Here is an 18,761-nt window from a genome sequence, read left to right as displayed (position 1 = left end):
GTGTGATGCCAACCCGCAATGGGCGTAACGGCATGCTTTTCACCTGGAACGGTGTCATCAATATCAAAAACAAAAAGTGGGCAGACGATTTTTCGCCAATCGACGAAAACAGTCCCTGCATTGCTTCCAGCCAATATAGCAAAGCATACCTCCGCCACCTGTTCGTAGCCGGAGAGATACTGGGTATGACCCTGGCCAGTATCCACAACCTGGCCTTTTACCTGGAGCTGGTGAAAGAAGCCCGGAAGCAAATTTTAACAGGAAATTATGCCCAGTGGAAGAATAGAATGGTGCCGCAGCTGAAACAAAGACTTTAGAATTTATTATTTTGCCGCCATATGATTACTAAAATAGATTGGTATATACTACGTAAGTTCATAGGTACCTTCATTTATTCCCTCAGTATCCTGCTCGTAATATCTGTTGTGATAGATATTACTGAGAAGGTGGACGACTTCATGAACAGTAACTTATCTGTTTACAGGATCATTGTCGACTACTATTTTGGCTTTATTCCCCACATTGCAGCACTCTTATTCCCACTTTTTATATTTATTTCCGTAATTTTCTTCACGTCCAAGATGGCGTATCGTACAGAGATCATAGCCATCCTGAGCAGTGGTGTGAGTTTCCGACGTTTCCTCCGCCCATACTGGATAGGGGCATTCCTGTTCGGTGGCATCCTCTGGCTGGGTAACTTCTGGACCGTACCCATTGCGAATAAGATCCGTACCAAGTTTGAAAACACGTACGTAGACAAAAAGAAGGCGTCAGAAAGCATGTACGACAAGAGCATTCGTATTGATAGCTTTACTTACGTCACCTTCGGATCTTATGACCCTAATTACAAGACTGGCGGTAACTTTGAACTCGAAGATATCCACGGCCAGGACCTGCGTATGAAACTGAGGTCTGAACGGGTAGAATGGGACTCCATTAATAAAGTGTGGAAACTTAACCTTGTAACGATTCGTAAAATTGATGGCCTCCGCGAGACCTGGATGAAAACCAGGGATACCACGCTCAAGCTAGCCCTGAATCCCGCTGAAATGCATGAAGAAAAGAACATGCAGGAAGCGATGACCACCCCGGAGCTTTCCCGGTACATTGACAGGGAAAACCTGCGCGGGGCTGAAGGATTGAACGTATTCTACGTGGAAAAGTATCGTCGTACCGCATCATCCGCAGCAGTGGTGATCCTTTCCCTGATCGGGGGCATCATTGCGTCCAAAAAAGTTCGTGGCGGGAGTGGATTGCACCTGGCTGTAGGTATCGTAATCAGTGCTACCTACATTATTATGTTGCAGTTTTCGACCGTATTCTCAATTAAAGCGAACCTGAACCCTTTACTGGCAGTATGGATTCCAAATTTCGCATTCGGGGCGCTGGGATTCTACCTGTATCTGAGAGCGCCGAAGTAAAAAATTCACATTTCTTTAATATTTAGTGAATTTAGTAATCTTTACTTATTAGTATTTTGATAGCCAGTAGGTTACATTCTTGCGCATGAATTTACGCCTGTCCCAGGCAGATCATATTAGTGTTAAGTTCATTAACAAATCATTACTTTTGACAATTGATCGTCTTTTTGTTATCATTACCAATTAACAGTTTAAAATGGGTCATATAAAAGAAAAATTTAAGGTCAAGGCCGATGAGCTGAATGTTGAAATTAAAGACCTTGTTAAAAACCACGGAACCAGAAAGATTGAGGATGTAACAGTAGCACAGGTATACCAGGGGCAACGCGGTATCACTGGTTTAGTTACAGAAACTTCATTACTGGATGCAAATGAAGGTATCCGCTTCCGCGGCTTCAGCATTCCTGAGCTGCGCGACAAACTGCCAAAAGTGAAAGGTGGAGAGGAACCATTACCGGAAGGACTGTTTTATTTGATGTTAATAGGGGAGTTGCCGTCCGAAGCAGATGTACAGTATTTATCCAGCCTGTTTGCACGTCGTTCGCATGTGCCGACCCATGTATTTGCTGCGATCGATGCCCTGCCGGTAAGCACCCACCCAATGACCATGTTCACTGTTGGGGTGATGGCATTGCAGACAGAATCTGCCTTTGCCAAAGCATATGCAGAGGGCATTAATAAAAAAGATTACTGGAGCTATATGTATGACGATGCAATGGATCTCATTGCCCGTCTGCCTCGTATAGCTGCTTATATATACCGTCGTAAATACAAAAACAATGTACATATTCAGCCAAACGGTCTGTTGGACTGGGCTGGAAACTTCGCTCACATGCTGGGTTATGAAGATGAGGCTTTCCGTGAGCTGATGCGTTTGTACATGGTGATACACGCTGACCACGAAGGTGGTAACGTAAGTGCGCATACTACCCACCTGGTAGGTAGTGCACTGAGCGATGCGTATCTGTCATTTGCAGCTGGTATGAATGGTCTGGCTGGTCCGCTGCATGGTCTGGCTAACCAGGAAGTAATTAAATGGATTCTGAATATGCGGGAGGAACTGGGTACAACCAATCCTTCCAAACAGCAGATTGAAGAGTATGTACGCAAGACCCTTGCCGATGGTAAGGTAGTACCAGGCTATGGTCATGCCGTACTGCGCAAAACAGATCCTCGCTTTACTGCCCAGATGGAATTCGCAAAGAAACACCTGGCTGATGATGAACTGGTGAACATCGTATGGAATGTATATGAAACTGTACCGCCCATCTTAGAAGACCTGGGTAAGGTAAAGAACCCATGGCCTAACGTAGATGCACATTCTGGTGCACTGCTGGTACATTATGGTTTGGTTGAATACGAATTCTATACTGTATTGTTCGGTGTATCCCGCGCACTGGGTGTATTAGCCTCGCTGTGTTGGGATCGTGCACTTGGATTGTCTCTCGAAAGACCGAAGAGTGTTACAACTGAGTGGATGAAGCAGTTTGTAGAAGGTAAAGTAGAAGCTGAGTAATAGGCATATATCTTTTTTTAAGGAGCGAACTAATGAAGGTCACACTTCAATTAGTTCGCTTTTTATTTTTATTAAAGCCGGCCGCAGGCCAATTGCTCGCCCCCCGAAAATCTTGCATTTGCCGAAGGCAAATGCAAGATTTTCGGCAACAGAAATCAGGGACTTCCGCTATTTTTGTATTTCATCATGGAAGCCTCCATTCGAACTGCCATATTATCCAATCCAATAGAGTACCTGAAAGGTGTCGGCCCTCAAAGGGGGGAACTCCTGCGCAAAGAAACCGGCATCCACACCTTCAGGGACCTGCTGAACTATTTCCCCTTCCGATACGTAGACCGTACCAAAGTGGAAAAGATCATCAGTCTCCACGCTCAAATGGATTTTGTGCAGATCAGGGGCCGCATCACCAGGATAGAAACCGTAGGCGAAAAACGTGCAAAACGCCTCGTCGCCACACTCCGCGACGACACCGGCGAAATACCGCTCGTCTGGTTTCAGGGACACCAATGGATGGAAAAATCCCTTCAGCAACATGCCAATTACCTTGTATTCGGACGTCTCTCCGTATTCAACGGCTACCTGCAAATGTCTCACCCGGAAATGGACCTGGTCACAGAAGAAACTGCCACCGGCAAAGCTACACTGGAACCAGTCTATTCCACCACCGAAAAATTGAAAGCCAGGGGGTTAACTGCAAAGGCTATTGGCAAGCTCACTAAAAACCTGCTTGAACAACTGTCTCCGCAGGAAATACCTGAAAATATCCCGGTCCCGGTCCTTCAACAATACCGGCTGATGGACAGGGCAAAATCCTTCTTCAAAATTCACTTCCCTGCCAGCGAAGACGATGCGGCACAAGCCAGGAGAAGACTGAAATTTGAAGAACTGTTCCTGGCCCAGATCCGCATCTGCCGGCTCAAAATCAGGAGGCAAGCCGCCTCACACGGGTTTTTGTTCACAAGCGTAGGTGATACGTTTAATACTTTTTACAACGAACACCTGCCTTTCGCCCTCACCGGCGCACAAAAAAGAGTACTTAAGGAAATAAGGCAGGACACCGCCACCGGCCGGCAAATGAACCGCTTAGTGCAGGGAGATGTAGGTAGCGGCAAAACCATGGTAGCCCTGCTCACCATGCTCCTCGCCATCGACAATGGATTTCAGGCCTGCCTCATGGCGCCTACCGAAATACTGTCGCAGCAGCACTACAAAAGTATCGCTGCCCTCCTTGAAAAAATGGACCTGAAAGTGGCGCTGCTCACCGGCAATGTAAAAGGCAAAGCCCGGAAGCAGATCTTAAAAGATGCAGAAGAAGGAAACTTGCAAATCCTCATCGGCACCCATGCCCTGCTGGAAAACCAGGTGGTTTTCCGTAACCTGGGACTCGCTATTGTAGATGAGCAACATCGTTTTGGGGTAGCACAGCGCGCAAGGCTATGGCAAAAGAACAGCATGCCGCCGCACATCCTTGTCATGACAGCGACACCCATCCCCCGTACACTGGCCATGACAGTTTACGGTGACCTGGATGTGTCTGTCATCGATGAGCTACCTCCTGGCCGTAAGCCTATCACCACTGTACATCGTACAGAATGGCAGCGCCCTTCAGTCATGAATTTCATCAAAGATGAAATAAAAAAAGGCCGCCAGGCGTACATCGTGTACCCATTGATCGAAGACTCCGAAACCCTTGATTATGAGAACCTCATGAAAGGGTATGAAGAGGTCAAAGCTTTCTTCCCCGAGCCACAGTACTATATCAGCATGGTACACGGCAAGCAACCGGTGGATATGAAGGAAGCCAATATGCAGCGTTTCGTAACCGGCGACACCCATATCATGGTGGCTACCACCGTGATAGAAGTAGGGGTAAACGTACCCAATGCCTCGGTAATGGTCATAGAAAGCACAGAAAGATTCGGTCTTTCCCAGCTACACCAGTTGAGAGGCCGTGTGGGAAGAGGCGCAGAGCAGTCCTACTGTATCCTGATGACAGGCAATAAACTGGGGGCTGACTCAAAAGAACGTATCAATGTAATGGTACAGACCAACGATGGTTTCATTATTTCAGAAAAAGATATGGAACTGAGAGGACCCGGTGATATAGAAGGTACCCGCCAGAGTGGGATACTGGACCTGAAACTGGCTGATATAGTAGCTGACAAAGCCATCCTCGAAGCCGCCCGTGCCAGCGCAGAGAAAATTTTACAGGAGGATCCCGACCTCACATTGCCTGAAAATCAGCCATTACAGCATTATCTGGCCGTGCAGCAAGGGAAATCACAGTGGAGTAAAATCTCCTGAATCGTTACCCGGGAAAATAACTTGAGAATGCAAAATTTCCTGCCGGGGTTTTACGTTTAACTATAGATGCGCCCCGGTTTACTGGTATAAAAGAAGGGGCAACTTAAACTCCCTCGGGATTTCTTAATCTAATTCCCGTAGCAGGCAGGTTGGGATAATACTATGCTAAAGGTTGGCGCTGTTATTGCGGTAACATATTTACCGACGTCTGCGTTAAAGTTTAGTGACATTGATCAGAAACAATACTCCTTATCCATTGATATCCCAGTGGATAAAAACAAGAAATATACAACACGGATGAAATGTAGTTTCCCTATAGGCTGCTTAGCTTTTATAATTTCGCTTTTTGCAGGCGGACGTGTAATGGCACAGACGGCGACAACGCAGGAAATGTATTATAGCAGAGCCCTGCAATTCACTGAGAATAAAGGGCAATGGACGGGCGATTTCCTATACAAGGCAGATATGGGTGGTGGCGCCGTATTCCTGAAGCGCACCAGCTTTATGTTCTTATTACAGAACAAAGATGACATGTTTGCCCTGGCTGAAAAAATGCATGGTCACTCCCGCACCAACGATACCACCTGGCAGTTCGTTCCGGGTACTGTGACTACCGGCACCAACTCCGTATCCCGCTCCTCCTCATCTTCTTCCGGCAGTACCCCCGATTCCCTCCCGGCAATCAGGAGCCATGCCTACGAAGTGACCTTCTTAAATGCCAATAATCCTGAGATCTCCGCAGATAAAGCAGCAGACACCTACTCCAATTACCTGATCGGAAATGATAAGTCCAAATGGGCCTCTCATGTTAAATCTTATGGACTGGTGAATTACAAATCCCTGTACACCGGTATTGATATGCAGGTATATTCAGATGCAGGCGTTTTGAAATATGACCTGATTGTGCAACCAGGTGCCGATCCTTCACAGGTGCAGTTGCAATATACAGGTGCCAATAAAGTGGAAGTAAAGAAAGGCAACCTGATCATCACCACCTCTGTAGGTACCGTGACAGAACAGATGCCACTAGCTTACCAATACATTGATAACGAACGTGTAACCGTAAAAGTATCTTACTCCCTGAGTGGCAATAAGCTGAAATATAAAATCAACGGTGACTACAATACCGCTTATCCACTCATCATCGATCCGAGTTATATCTTCTCTACTGTATCCGGTTCTACTGCTGACAACTGGGGCTTTACTGCTACCTACGATGGTGCGGGCAATTTCTATGGCGGTGGTATCGTATTCGGAACAGGATATCCTGTTACTACCGGTGCATTCCAGACACAATATAACCATAACGGTGCCTTTGACATTGGTATCAGTAAATTCTCTTCCAATGGCCGTCAGTTAATATATGCCACATATATTGGTGGCAGCGGCAAGGAACAACCACATAGCTTATTCGTAGATGCAAATAATAACCTCGTCATTTCAGGCAGAACGACCTCGCCGGATTATCCTTATTCCAAACTGATTGGCACACAGGGTGGCTGGGATATCGTAGTGACAAAGCTAAATGCAGATGGTTCTGCTTACATCGGTTCCCTCATGATCGGATCATCTTCAGATGATGGTGTGAATATCCGTGAAGACAGAACACAGGGTGCCAGTTTACTGCTGCGTAACTATGGTGATGATGCACGTAGTGAAGTTGTGATTGATGATGCGGGTTATATCTATGTAGCCAGCTGTACCCGTGGCAGTAATTTTCCGGTTACATCAGGTGTACTTCAGCCCAGTTTTGGTGGTAAACAGGATGGTGTGATTATGAAAATAAACCCTACCTGTACTGACCTGGTATGGGCTACATATATAGGGGGTAGTAATGAAGATGCAGCATACGTACTGGCATTGAATGGTACAAGCAGCCTGTATGTGGCCGGTGGTACAGCCAGCAACGATTTTCCAATCAGGGGAAGTACACTGTACACTTCCTACAAAGGTGGTGCATGTGATGGCTGGATCGCACACATCTCAACAGATGGTAAGACCATCATGCAAAGTACCTACATGGGTGCTACAACAGCTGCTGCCGACCAGGTGTATGGTGTACAGATGGATGGCAACGGTTTTGTGTACATCATGGGTACTACAGAAGGTACCTGGCCGATAGTACAACCTACAGGTACGGCCACTTTTTACAATGATAATTCCAGGCAGTTCATTGCAAAGCTGCAGCCAGATCTGTCGGCATTTGTATACAGTACCACATTTGGTAAAGCAGCTTCCACACCAAGCATTTCGCCGGTAGCCTTCCTGGTAGACCGGTGTGAGAATGTGTATGTATCCGGATGGGGTGGTGGTATCGATGTGAGTCTGCGTTATCCCAACTCGAATACGAGTGGCATGCCGATCAAAGACGCATTGCAGCGTACTACGGATAGCCAGGATTTTTACTTCTTCGTGTTGGAAAAAAATGCATTAGGTATCCTCTTCGGTAGTTACTTTGGGGGAAATGGTACATATGAGCACGTAGATGGTGGTACCAGCCGTTTCGACAGAAATGGGGTGATCTACCAGGGTATCTGTGCATGGTGTGGTACAGGTACCGGCTACAGACCCAGGTATCCTACTACACCTGGAGCATATGCTACGACAGCGCCACCGGATGACAAGTGTAACCTGGGTTGTCTGAAAATCGCATTCAACCTCGATGGTGTAAGAGCAGGTATCAAAACAGAAGACAGAAAAACAAATTATTGCGTACCGGCTACCATTACATTTGTGGATACTACAGGTACAAATGCAGTGACCTGGACATGGAACTTTGGGGATGGTACAACCGTTACCGGTACAGATGATACCGTTACACATACTTACAATAATTCAGGTAACTATACCGTGACGCTGATTAAATGTGATCCGGCCAGTTGTAATGGTTGTGATACGTCAACGCTGGATCTGCGTATCAGAACGGACGAAGCCGTATTCAGCATGACAGCAACAAGGCAGCCACCCTGTGAATCGCTGAGTTACCTGTTTGACCTGGTGAGCACACCGCCTAAACCTTACCAGAGCAATTCATTTAAATTAGATTTTGGTGATGGTACGGCTGCGGTGACTGTCGGCCCATCAGATTTCCCTTATGCGCATTCGTATGCAGCAGAAGGTGTGTACAATGCAACGCTGACGCTCGTAGATACGAACTATTGTAATGCACCGGATATCGATACCGTGACATTGCGCGTAGCTGCGAATGTAAAAGCTTCATTCATTGTACCAGACAGTAGTTGTGTACCAGCAACACTTGAATTTAATAATACAAGTGCCGGTGGGGAATCATTCACCTGGGATTTTGGTGATGGCAGTACATCGACAGATGTAAATCCGACACACACTTACTATACAGCAGGTGATTATATCATCGATCTGCATGCAGTAGATAACAACACCTGTAACAAGCAGGACGATACGACCATTACAATTCACGTATTCGATGCACCGACGGCAGACTTCACTTATTCACCCACAACGCCAATAGAGAACACACCGATTACGTTTACAAATCAGTCCTCTGCAGACGCGATTAATTTTGACTGGGAATATGGGGATGGCAGTGGTTCTACTTTGGCAAACCCGGTGCATCAGTATAATGCAACAGGTGTGTATGATGTATCCCTGATTGCTATCAATGCAGCGGGGTGTAAGGATACAGCTGTGAAGCAGGTAAGTGCGATCGTGATACCATTATTTGATATTCCTTCAGCTTTCTCTCCGAATGGAGATGGTGTGAATGATGTGTTCCTGGTGAAGGGTTTTGGTATAGCTAAGTTTAACATGAAAATTTATAACCGCGTTGGCCGGTTGGTATTCGAAACGAACGATGCGAATACTGGCTGGAACGGGGTATACGCTGGAACAATTCAGCCAATGGATGCCTATGCCTATGTCATCAATGTGCAGTTCAGCGATGGCACATCGGCAACAAAGAACGGTAGTGTAACCTTGTTAAGATGACGTACATGAAGCAGTTTGTAAAATTTATCGCGGGTTGTACAATGCTGTTAGGAACAGCATTAGAGGGAAATGCGCAGGACATGCACTTCTCACAGTATTTCAATGCGCCGTTGCTGACTAACCCGGCTAATACGGGTTTTATTCCCGATGGTAACTACCGGTTAGGAGTTACTTACCGTGATCAGTGGGCGAGTATACCTGTGCCATACCGGACCATGTCAGCATTTGGCGACTTTCAGTTGTTTCGTGACAAGCTGGAGTATGGTTGGGTAGGTGTAGGGGGTGTAATTCTCCGTGATGTGGCAGGGTCGGGCAATCTGACCTCTACCAAGGCGTACGCGTCTATAGCGTATCACCAGTTGTTGGGGCAGAGTAGTTTGTTGTCATTGGGTTTTAATGTGGGAAGTGCAAACAAGAGAGTGGATGTAACCAAGCTGACATTTGGTGATCAGTGGAATGGAAAGTTCTTTGATGCACAGGTGCCTACAGCAGAGCCTTTCAGTGCAACGAGTGTGACGTACTATGATATGCAGGTGGGTATGAATTATGCCTATTTTCCTACAGAAAATATCTACATCAATGCGGGTGTATCTGCACAGCATATAAATAAACCTCGGGAGACTTTTTATGAGGGTAATACAGTCATTCCAAGGCTCTATACAGGTTTTATCAATGCGAGTATCAAGATGAGCGATAAGGTGATAATAAATCCTTCTGCTTATTATGCAAGGCAGGCGGGATCGAATGAGGTGGTGATGGGGGGGAACCTGGCGTATAATCTTTCAGAGCATGGAGAAACACAGTTGTATGGTGGAGTGTATTATCGTGTAAAGGATGCGGCGGTATTGCTGGTAGGGTATCAGTTGAAAGGGGTGAAGTTGATGTTTAGTTATGATGCGACGATGTCGTCGCTGTCAGCGGCGAATAGCCATAGGGGAGCGTATGAGATAGGGATAGTATATACGGGATTGTATCCGAACAGGTCATTTAATAATGCGAAGCGCATGACGATCTGCCCTAGTTTCTAATGATATTTTAATATTGGTTTGGCCATTATCAGGCCAAACCAGTGTTTTTGAAAACAGGCTTGAAGGAAAGCTTTCTTCCCTGCTGCTGTGGGTCGTTCTATTTATTCCCGGGGTATTCTTCTATATGGCATCAGCTTAAAAAAATGGATATTTCCTTGTCGCCATGGGTCATTCTAATCTGTTTACTCCCAGGGTATTCTTCTGTATGGCGTCAGCTTAAAAAATAGATACTTCCTTGCAGCCGCAGGCCATTTTAATCTATTTATTCCCGGGGTATTCCTCTATATGGCGTCAGCCTAAAAAATGGATACTTCTTTGCAGCCGCAGGCCATTTTAATCTATTTATTCCCGGGGTATTCTTCTATATGGCGTCAGCCTAAAAAAATGCCCTCTTCCTTGCTGCCGCAGGCCCAAAAATCTGTAACTTGCTGCATACCACCAACGTTAAACTATTGGTGGTTTCAACAATCAAATAATACTCAAAGTATACTATGAAACGATTATTGTTTTGCTTATTCCTGTTAGGCACCGTGCACCTCACGCAGGCACAGTACTACAAAACAGACACCGCAAGAAAGAAAGAATTCGACGCATCCCGTCTCATGATCGGTGGTTCGATAGGCCTTGCTTTTGGGGATTATACCAATATTGATTTTTCTCCATTGATTGGTCTCCGCATCAACCAGATGTTTGCAGCAGGTGTCGCTATTAATGCCCAGTATGGTTCAGAGCGCTTCAGGTATTACGATGGTACTACTTCCCAGCGTAACCAATATTCTATATTAGGTGGCGGGCTCTGGGGGCGTTTTTATCCTTTTGACTTTATGTTTATCCATGTGCAGCCGGAATATAACTTTATCAATGTAAAGACTACCATGTATAGTGATCCGAAGGAGACATACTCAGACCATTATGGCGTAATGAGTTTGCTGATGGGGGGTGGTTATGTACAACCGATCAGTGACAGGGCGGCGATCAATATAATGGCGTTGTATGATGTTATTCAGGATAGGCAATCACCTTATTCAAATGGTTTGATCCTGCGCGTAGGTGCTACGTTAGGGTTTTAATCCTATTAGTTTCTTAAGAAGGGCTGGCCGGTTTTCTGGTCAGCCTTTTTTTTTGACAATAGATTTCATCCCCGTTGGTGAATTTTTTCTTTCGTAATTGTATTATTTCCCTTTACCAGCTGTGTTTTAACGTATATAAATTGTAAAATTGACACGGTTGTTAAATTTGTTACCACAGCTATCATGAATATTTCAGTGTCATAATTGTTTTTATGGGTTATTATCTGTAATTTTTGTAAAAATTGGCCTTCCACGTTGCCTGGCCAAAAGGATAAACCACGTTAGATGAAGGCATTGTACTGTGCACAAAGCTGCTGCGGCAGAGAGCAAATTACTATATGATGAAAACCTGAAGTGACCAGCACCTGTGCTGTTTTTTTGCTATGCTATATAACTAGTTAATGTGTCAATCCAGCATAAAGATATTTAAGATAATGCGGTGGGCCTTATGGCTGCTGCATGTTCATAACGTGTTAAATGTTAAGCGGGTTTCTTTCAAGTTACCTGCTTCTTTAAGTTTGTTGTTATTTTTCCTGGGTAGGTTATTTAAGCCGGAAGATCTTCATGTAAGCCAAGATCTTCATTTAAACAGGAAAGATCTTTACGCTGCCGTAGGCTATCCTGCCAAAGTAGGTTCCCATCTCCGGGCGTTAGCCTAAAAAAGCCCTTCCCAGCTGCCGCGGGCCGCTCTGCCAAAATAGGTTCCCTTCGTCAGGCGTCAGCAAAAAACTCTTCCTAGCTGCCGCAGGCTATCCTGCCAAAGTAGGTTCCCATCTCCGGGCGTCAGCCTAAAAAACTCTTCCATGCTGCCGTGGGCCGCTCTGCCAAAATAGGTTCCCTTCGTCAGGCGTCAGCAAAAAACTCTTCCTAGCTGCCGTAGGCTATCCTGCCAAAGTAGGTTCCCATCTCGGACGTCAGCCCAAAAAAATGCCCTCTTCCTTGCTGCCGCAGGCCAATTCTCCGTACTTTAGCTTATATAAAAAAATCCATAGCTATAATGAACGATCGTTTAATGAATTTGAAAGAAAGGGACTGGACAGAAACCAAAGCACATTCCAGCTGGCAGATCTTCAAGATCATGGCCGAATTCGTAGAAGGCTTCGAAGCCATGGCAAAAATGGGCCCATGCATCTCCATCTTCGGTTCCGCCAGAACCAAACCAGGCAACAAATACTATGAACTCGCCCACGAAATAGGCCGTCGCCTTGCCGACGAAGGCTTTGGTATAATCACCGGCGGTGGCCCCGGCGTAATGGAAGCCGCCAACCGCGGTGCCCAGGAGGTCAAAGGTAAATCCGTAGGCGCGAACATCACGCTGCCGCACGAACAGTTCCCCAACCCATACGTAGACCACGACAAAAATCTCCATTTCGACTACTTCTTTGTTCGTAAAGTCATGTTTACCAAATACTCCCAGGGGTTTGTCATGATGCCAGGCGGTTTCGGTACCATGGACGAATTCTTTGAAGTAGCAACCCTCATCCAGACCAAAAAGATGACAGAAACGCCAATGGTACTGGTAGGTAAGGAATATTGGAGTGGGCTCCTCGAATGGATCCGTACTACAATGATGGAAAAGGAAAGCAATATATCACCTGACGACCTGGGGCTTTTGAAGTTATTCGACACAGCCGACGAGGTAGTGGAGTATTTTAGGGTATTCTACACTACCAACAAGCTGCGGCCGAACTTCTAAAAGCGCTATCCTTCCCGGTATTTTCTGTAGGTTTGCAAAAATTAAGCGTAATGGATATAATTCCAGCCAATGTCGAAGCGTTTGCAGAGAAGTACACCACACCGGAAAGTGAGGTGTTACGACAGTTGAACAGGGAAACAAACCTGAAGGTAGAACAGCCACATATGCTGAGCGGTCACCTGCAGGGTCAGTTCCTTAGCCTGGTCAGCCATATGCTGCGCCCGGAAAGGATACTGGAACTAGGGACATATACCGGGTATTCCGCCATTTGCCTGGCGCAGGGCCTTACACCTGCGGGTATATTGCATACAATTGACATTAACGAAGAAAGGGAAGATATGTGCCTGCGTTACTTTGAGAAGGCAGGTCTTTCAGATAAGATCAAAATGCATATAGGCAAAGCTGCGGATATTATTGCGCAGTTTGACGATGTGTTTGACCTGGTATTTATAGATGCAGATAAAGTAGGGTATGAGAAGTATTATGATCTCGTGTGGGAAAAATTACGTCCCGGCGGGATCATTTTAGCAGATAATGTGCTATTTCATGGAGAGACCTTGCTGGAGAATTCACAGCAGAGCAATAATGCAAAGGCGATGGTGAAATTTTGTGAGAAAGTGGCTGCAGATGGGCGTTCGGAACAGTTATTGCTCACTCTGAGAGACGGTTTGCTAATCATCAGGAAAAAGAACTAAAGCAAACATTCCTTTCCCTGAAATCGGGTTTGCTGATCATCAGGAAACGCAGTTAAGACAAAGACTAACCCATTAAATTCATATACATGCAACTAAGGAGATGCTTTTTCACGGTCAGTTTTCTAATTGGCTGCATGCCATTGGTGAAAGCACAGACCACGTCGACACCGCAGTACATTGCGATGTATAAGGATATCGCGATCGATGAAATGAAGCGGAGTGGAATTCCGGCTTCCATCACCCTTGCACAGGGCGTATTGGAAACTCAGTCAGGCAACAGCTGGCTGGTACAGAATTCCAACAATCACTTTGGTATCAAGTGTAAAAACAACTGGACTGGTGCTACAGTGAACTATGACGACGACGCCCGCCAGGAGTGTTTTCGTAAATACAATACAGCAGCTGAATCTTATAAGGATCACTCTGACTTCCTGAAGAATAACCCCCGCTATTCTTTCCTCTTCCAATTTCAGATGGAAGACTATAAGTCATGGGCATATGGTTTGAAACAGGCAGGTTATGCAACAAGTAAAACTTATCCGCAGCAGCTGATCAAGGTAATAGAAGATTATAACTTACAGAAATATACGATGGAAGGAGAGGGGCTGGTACCAAGATCAGCGCCGTCTACCTATACCACCACGAAACCTTCCACTACCACCGGAAAAGGCAATACAGCAGCCGCTGATAAACCTATTCCATCTGGTATCTTTGAAATCAATGGTCGCAAAGTAATTTATGCGCAGGCAGGAACTGCATTGATTCAACTCGCGAGTGAAAAAGATGTGAAGCTGCGTAATCTTGTAAAGTATAATGACCTGCAAAATGATGACCCTTTGCCAAAGAGTAATTATATCTTTTTGGAGAAGAAAGGAAAGTCAGGGAAGAATGATTATCACGTGGTGAAACAGGGCGAAACCATGTATGATATTTCTCAGGCAGAAGGTATACAGCTTCGTTGGCTACGCCGTCGAAACAAGATGAAGGAAGGAGAGGAGCCGGCAGCAGGTCAAAGACTGGCGCTGCAGGGGTATGCAAGTGTAAAGCCTGAGCTGGCGAAGAATGCACCTGTGGAAGATCCGACTGAAGGAGACCTGAATCCAAAGCAGATAGTAGATGATGTGAAAACTGAAATGGAACGTCAGCAACAGCAACAGGCACAACAACAGCAGGTGAATAAACTGCCAGATGGAATGGTGGATGATTTGAAAAAGATTGGAGAAGTGACACCAGCAGGGACCAGTACATCATCAAAGCCCGCAACGACAGCAACTAAAACAACGCCAACTTATAATCCGGCACCGGCAGCAACAGGTACAGTAAAAGCTACGGCACCGGCTGCACCTGCGGTAAATGCATCTGCCAGTGTAGGTACATCTGCTTCAGCACCAGCTAAAACAACACCGACTTACAATCCGGCACCGGCTGCAACAGGCACAGGTACTGCTACTGCTCCAACAGCACCTGCGGTAAATGCATCAACAAGTGTAGGTACATCTGCTTCAGCACCAGCTAAAACAACGCCGACTTACAATTCGGCACCGGCAGCAACAGGTACAGTTACAGCTACAGCACCGTCAGCACCTGCGGTAAATGCATCAGCAAATGTAGGCACATCTGCTTCAGCACCAACTGTCCAGACGACTACACCAACATACAATCCGGCACCGCCAGTAGCCACCACACCAGCGGCTCCGGTAGCCACTACGCCGGCACCACCTGTAGCCACCACACCAGCACCGCCGGTAGCTACTACACCTGCTGGGGCCCCCGCTACACCCGCCACGCAGACACCTGCGCAGCCAGTAGCCACCACCCCAAATACAGGCGCATTACCTGAAGGAACTATCCAGGTGGGCAATTTGTTATATCACGACGTCACTTCCAAAGAAACACTATATGGCATAGCCAAACGCTATAACGTATCCGTAGAACAATTACAGGAATGGAATCACCTGGAAGCCTATGATATCAAAATCGGTCAAAGGCTTTTAGTAGGAAAAATTTAAATAATCGTAAATAAGGAAACACATGTCTGTTATACAGGTTCATGACAAACAATTCACACCTTACATCAACGCAGAAAAGCTACAGGCGCGTATTCAGGAATTAGCAAATGCTATCAGCAAAGACCTGGAAGGTGAAAAACCATTATTCATAGCAATTCTCAACGGCTCCTTCATGTTTGCCGCTGATATGTTTAAATACCTGACCATAGAAGCGGAGATCTCGTTTATCAAACTCGCTTCTTACAAAGGCATGAAATCGACCGGAAATGTAGTGCAGGCAATAGGTCTGGATGAAGATCTGTTTGGTCGTACGGTTGTGATCCTGGAAGATATTGTAGATACAGGAAAGACCTTGAGTCAGTTCCTCCCGCAATTAGAACATCAGCAACCTAAGAAACTGTTGGTAACCTCTCTCCTCACTAAACCAGAGGCGATGAAGTATCCCATAAAAATTGATTACCTGGGTTTTAGCGTGCCTAACAAGTTCCTCCTCGGTTATGGCTTAGACTACGATGGCTTAGGCAGAAACTTACCTGAAATCTATCAGCTAGTAGAACAAGCTTAAGGCAATTCAAAGGAGCAAAATTCCTTCAGTTATCTTATAACAAGCTTGAAGACAATTCAAGGAAACAAAATTCCTTTCAGCTATAACAAGCTTAAAGACAATCCAAGGAAACAAAATTCCTTTCAGTTATAACAAGCTTAAAGACAATCCAAGGAAACAAAATTTCTTTCAGCTATAACAAGCTTAAAGACAATCCAAGGGAGCAAAATTCCTTTCAGCCATAACAAGCTTAAGAAATTCCAAAGGAACACATTCCTTGCAGCAAAAAAGTTCGCCCTCAAGGCGTCAGCCAAATAAAAAAGAGCACTTCCATGCTGCCGCAGGCCAAATAATAAAGCAAAAATCTCTTCCGGACTAAAAAACAGAAGAGATTTTTTGCTTATATTACACTAACTGATGCAAGATCCACATGGAAAAGCTCCTCATGCTGCTCGCCAGCCTGCTACTCCTTGTACCTGCGAATGCACAGAAAATTTACGTCACCGGAGCCGTAGAGGACAGTATTTCACACAATCCCTTACCCGGTGTATTAATCTCAGTGATCAATGATACCGCAAAAGTCGCTACCAATCAGTACGGTCTTTTTCGGATTGCGGTGCCTTCCCAGGACGCTATATTACTCTTCCAACTGGACAAATACCGTCCTAAAAGAGTTCCCGTTGGTGTGTACAACCGTATCCTCGTTCAACTCGACGCTTTAGACAACCCCCAGGACGCCATCGCCAAAGCCAAAGCCATTGCCCGTGACCGCTCTTCAAGCGGCTCCAATCCAAACTATGGCAACACCAGCATGGGCACCCGCGTATTCTTCGATGAGACCTACGGCGCCCTCTACGAAAATCAATTCATGAAAACCCTGATCCGCAGCCACTCTACCTTTGCCGTAGATGTAGACAGGGCCGCTTATAGCAATATCCGCCGCTTTATCCACCTCAAAGAAAAGATCCCGGTGGATGCCGTTCGCATTGAAGAAATGCTTAACTACTTCAACTATCACTATCCCCCTCCCAAAAAAGATCAGACACTCGCCGTCTACAGCAGTTACGCCACCTGCCCCTGGAAACCGGAACACCGCTTATTGCAAATCGTTGTCAGAGGTGAAGTGATAGACACAGATTCTCTGCCTCCCAGCAATCTCGTTTTCCTCATCGATGCCTCCGGTTCCATGGCTCCTGCCAATAAACTGCCCTTACTACAAGCTGCCTTCCGCATTCTCGTCAATAACTTGAGAAAGAACGACCATGTTGCCATCGTCGCTTATGCAGGCGCTCCGGGCATTATCCTACCCAGCACTCCCGGCGATCAGAAAGATAAAATCCTCAATGCCATCGACAACCTCAGCGCCGGAGGCGCCACCGCAGGAGAAGCCGCCATCAAACTCGCCTACCAGTTAGCACAGGACAACTTTATCAAGGGTGGCAACAACCGCGTCATCATGGCCACCGACGGTGATTTTAACGTAGGCCAGACCAGCGACCTGGATATGGAACAACTCATCGTCAGCAAAAAAGAAAGTGGCGTATTGCTCACCTGCCTGGGGTTCGGTATGCGCGATTACAAAGACAGTAAACTCCAAACGCTTTCCAGCAAAGGAAATGGCAACTTCGCCTACATTGATAACCTGGAAGAAGCCAGTAAAATCTTCGCCAAGGAATTTGGCGGTACTTTATTTACCGTGGCCAAAGATGTTCAGGCAGAAGTCTACTTCAACCCAGCTATGGTTAAGTCTTACCGCCTGATTGGGTATGAAAATAAAGTAATTAGTAATGCAGATACCACCGGCGGCCGTGTTTCCGGAGGTATCGTCGGCGCCGGGCATTGTGCCCTCGCTATGTATGAAATAGTTCCCGGTACCGAACTCCGCAATCTCTATAGCACTGCGGACCACTCCCTGCTCAATACCGAAAATAAGTCCGTTGTCAACACTGAAGGCCGCCCCGTTCTCAATACTGAAAGCCAATCCGTTTTCAACACTAAAAGCTACTCCATCCCCAATACGGATACCTCCGCTTTTCTCAATACAGAAGCCCTGCCCCTCCGCGACACTGATGTCGTCTTTAACCCCCAGGACAGCTTATTAGCCAAAATCAGGATCAATTACCAAATCCCCACCGATTCCTCCTTCCATACCATCTGGCACCAGGTATCCAATTTCTGTGTCGACTTCCAGGATACAGATGAAGATTTTCGTTTTGCGTCCTCAGTCGCATTATGTGGCATGCTTTTAAGGCATTCTGCATACAAGGGAGACGGTGACAGCAAAATGGTATTAGAGATTGCAAAAAAAGCAATAGGGAATGATCCGGATAACTATCGAAAAGAATTCATCAGGCTGGTAAAAGACCTGAAAAAGAACAAAAACATCAATTAGCCCCGCATTCTACTGATATCTGATTGATTTATATTGACTTATCGTGTCAGTTAAAAGGGGGATTATTGCCTCAACTGTTATTTAGTGTTAAGAGTGTATATATCGGTTTAAACTTTGCAC

12 protein-coding genes are annotated in these 18,761 nt (G+C 46.0%); all 12 read left to right on the top strand.

Annotated features, from left to right (window positions below; translation table 11 throughout):
* The coding region (locus tag ABDW16_RS05225) for a tRNA-guanine transglycosylase (RefSeq protein WP_343668200.1) at positions 1-317 on the top strand (317 nt) is incomplete at its 5' end.
* Positions 318-338: 21 nt separating this feature from the next.
* Entirely contained in the window at positions 339-1,421 is a 1,083-nt protein-coding gene (locus ABDW16_RS05220; RefSeq protein WP_343668199.1) for an LptF/LptG family permease, read from the top strand.
* Between the two features lie 196 nt (positions 1,422-1,617).
* Entirely contained in the window at positions 1,618-2,937 is a 1,320-nt protein-coding gene (locus ABDW16_RS05215; RefSeq protein WP_343668197.1) for a citrate (Si)-synthase, eukaryotic, read from the top strand.
* 186 nt (positions 2,938-3,123) lie between these two features.
* Positions 3,124-5,241 carry an ATP-dependent DNA helicase RecG gene (gene recG, locus ABDW16_RS05210; protein ID WP_343668196.1) on the top strand — a complete coding sequence of 706 codons (2,118 nt, stop codon included), beginning with the start codon at positions 3,124-3,126 and terminating at the stop codon, positions 5,239-5,241.
* A gap of 297 nt (positions 5,242-5,538) precedes the next feature.
* The gene (locus ABDW16_RS05205; RefSeq protein ID WP_343668195.1) at positions 5,539-9,207 is read left to right on the top strand and encodes a PKD domain-containing protein; all 3,669 of its coding nucleotides are present in this window, start codon (positions 5,539-5,541) and stop codon (positions 9,205-9,207) included.
* Positions 9,208-9,212: 5 nt separating this feature from the next.
* Positions 9,213-10,235 carry a PorP/SprF family type IX secretion system membrane protein gene (locus ABDW16_RS05200; protein ID WP_343668193.1) on the top strand — a complete coding sequence of 341 codons (1,023 nt, stop codon included), beginning with the start codon at positions 9,213-9,215 and terminating at the stop codon, positions 10,233-10,235.
* Between the two features lie 491 nt (positions 10,236-10,726).
* Positions 10,727-11,305, top strand: a complete 579-nt coding sequence (locus tag ABDW16_RS05195) for a hypothetical protein (protein WP_343668191.1) — start codon at positions 10,727-10,729, stop codon at positions 11,303-11,305.
* A 997-nt stretch (positions 11,306-12,302) separates the two neighbouring features.
* Complete coding sequence (locus ABDW16_RS05190) at positions 12,303-13,001, top strand: TIGR00730 family Rossman fold protein (protein ID WP_343668190.1); 699 nt, start codon at positions 12,303-12,305, stop codon at positions 12,999-13,001.
* Positions 13,002-13,051: 50 nt separating this feature from the next.
* Complete coding sequence (locus tag ABDW16_RS05185; RefSeq protein ID WP_343668189.1) at positions 13,052-13,696, top strand: O-methyltransferase; 645 nt, start codon at positions 13,052-13,054, stop codon at positions 13,694-13,696.
* A 134-nt stretch (positions 13,697-13,830) separates the two neighbouring features.
* A complete protein-coding gene (locus ABDW16_RS05180) occupies positions 13,831-15,705 on the top strand; it encodes a glucosaminidase domain-containing protein (protein ID WP_343668188.1) in 1,875 nt (624 codons plus the stop codon).
* 22 nt (positions 15,706-15,727) lie between these two features.
* Positions 15,728-16,270 (top strand): hypoxanthine phosphoribosyltransferase, encoded by a 543-nt coding sequence (gene hpt, locus ABDW16_RS05175; protein WP_343668187.1) that lies wholly within the window; start codon positions 15,728-15,730, stop codon positions 16,268-16,270.
* Positions 16,271-16,679: 409 nt separating this feature from the next.
* A complete protein-coding gene (locus tag ABDW16_RS05170; protein ID WP_343668186.1) occupies positions 16,680-18,641 on the top strand; it encodes a von Willebrand factor type A domain-containing protein in 1,962 nt (653 codons plus the stop codon).
* The last annotated feature ends 120 nt before the right edge of the window (positions 18,642-18,761 follow it).

The sequence above is a fragment of the Chitinophaga sp. genome, from assembly GCF_039596135.1.
Taxonomy (GTDB): Bacteria; Bacteroidota; Bacteroidia; order Chitinophagales; family Chitinophagaceae; genus Chitinophaga.
This window is presented reverse-complemented; position numbering and strand designations above follow the sequence as displayed.